This window comes from Mucilaginibacter sp. P4_E8 (genome assembly GCF_056401495.1).
This window is the reverse complement of sequence record NZ_JBFUJG010000357.1, coordinates 1-1,662: the sequence shown is the minus strand read 5'-3', so window position 1 is coordinate 1,662 and position 1,662 is coordinate 1. Positions and strand designations below refer to the sequence as shown.

Here is a 1,662-nt window from a genome sequence, read left to right as displayed (position 1 = left end):
ACGCTGGAGTGGGCGGTATCCAAAGCCGGCAATGGCGGTATTTTTTATAACGTACTCGAAAACTCAAATCATGAATCGGGCAATGGTAACAGCCCCAACTGGCTGGATAATTTTGAAATGCAGCTATTAGACGACATTGATTTTAATGATCATGAACCCAGGCGTTCTGCAGGATCATTATATGACCTGATAGCACCGCAAAATAAACATCTTAAACCGGTTGGTGAATTTAATACGGCGAGACTATTGGTTGATCATGGCCATGTTGAACAATGGATCAATGGCCGGAAAGTAGTTGAATATGAACTTGGATCGGGAGCCCTAAATGATTTGATCAGTCATAGTAAATATAAGACCAATCCTAATTTTGCCAAATCAACCAGCGGGCACATTATGTTTCAGCACCATGGGCAAAAGATTTGGCTGAAAAGTATTAAGATTAAGCGTTTGTAAGAGTATGAACGAAATGAGGAAGGTAATTTGTCTCTACCCGTCCCTTTTTAGCAAGGAATTACTGAATAATTTCTGATGTGGTATCAACAAAAAAGCCTGCAATATTTGATTTGCAGGCTTTTAATGTTTTTGATATTGAATTAAGCGGAGAGCTAGGGTTCAGAACCTTAGCTTTTATGTGTTGATTGTCAGTAATTTACATTAGAAAAAGCTCCTTACTCTACGAATGACGCAAATAGCAAGTTTACTCTAATTGTTAAGCCAAATATAGCCACATTTTAATGTTTTTCAAAAATTATGCGCTCTTTTAATATCAAAAAATTTTCATCAATTTCATGAAAAAGGTTCGGGATCCTACACTTTTATAATTCACTGTTTAATAAACATTTAAATGGAAAAAGACGCAAATTCTGACAGCCCATTTTTGTAGAAATTAGGTTCGGCATCGTGTATCTTTTAGTGAAAAGTGAACGCCTCTCCATTTACGATGGCTGCGACCTGGTCGTCAGTAAGCGGTGGCCCTAAAATATCCATGCCGGCTTTATAGGCCACTTCTGTTAATTTATCAGTATTTTGAATTGTAAGATTGTCTTTTGCGATATCACTTATAAACGTCTCAAATTCACCTGGGGCGGTTATAACTGTCATGTGTACTGGTTCATCACCGCAAGCCCTCCAGGTATGGGGAACGGTTTTGGGCAACATGATTGTATCACCTGGTTTAGCAACTCCAGATTTCTCCGGGGTCCATATAACTATTGTTCCTTGTTTAAGGATGAGAATTTCATCCTCATTGCGATGCAAATGAACAGGCGGGCCAAAGTTTCTGGGCGCTTTATAATCTTGTAGCATAACCTTACCTAATGTTTCCGAACTGGAAACAATTGTTCTTGCCTGTTCTCCCCAGGAAGTCGTGAACATCTCATCTGACGGATTATCGATTTTAACTATTCTTTTATTTTCTGTGTTTTTCATAGTGTTTTTGTTTTGATTTTTATAGGCACTTTAATGCTTGTCATCTAATTAATAAATCCGCTCTCAAATCGAATTACAGCCAAATCCGTATTATTTAGTTTTGCGAAAAGACCTGAAGGCATCTCTCAGGTCATCAGCGTATAGTTCCGGTTGCTCCATTGCTGCAAAATGCCCGCCTTTTGGCATTTCCTTAAAGCGAACTACATTGTAGCCACGCCTGGCCACTGATATAGG

Annotated in this window: 2 protein-coding genes; one reads left to right on the top strand and one right to left on the bottom strand. The window is 38.8% G+C overall.

Features of this window, described 5'->3' with window-relative positions; translation table 11 throughout:
• The coding region (locus AC1DRQ_RS31335) for a 3-keto-disaccharide hydrolase (RefSeq protein ID WP_477430024.1) at window positions 1–453 on the top strand (453 nt) is incomplete at its 5' end.
• A 456-nt stretch (window positions 454–909) separates the two neighbouring features.
• Here AC1DRQ_RS31335 and AC1DRQ_RS31330 read toward each other — a convergent pair.
• The gene (locus tag AC1DRQ_RS31330; RefSeq protein WP_477430022.1) at window positions 910–1,428 is read right to left on the bottom strand and encodes a cupin domain-containing protein; all 519 of its coding nucleotides are present in this window, start codon (window positions 1,426–1,428) and stop codon (window positions 910–912) included.
• Window positions 1,429–1,662: the final 234 nt, after the last annotated feature.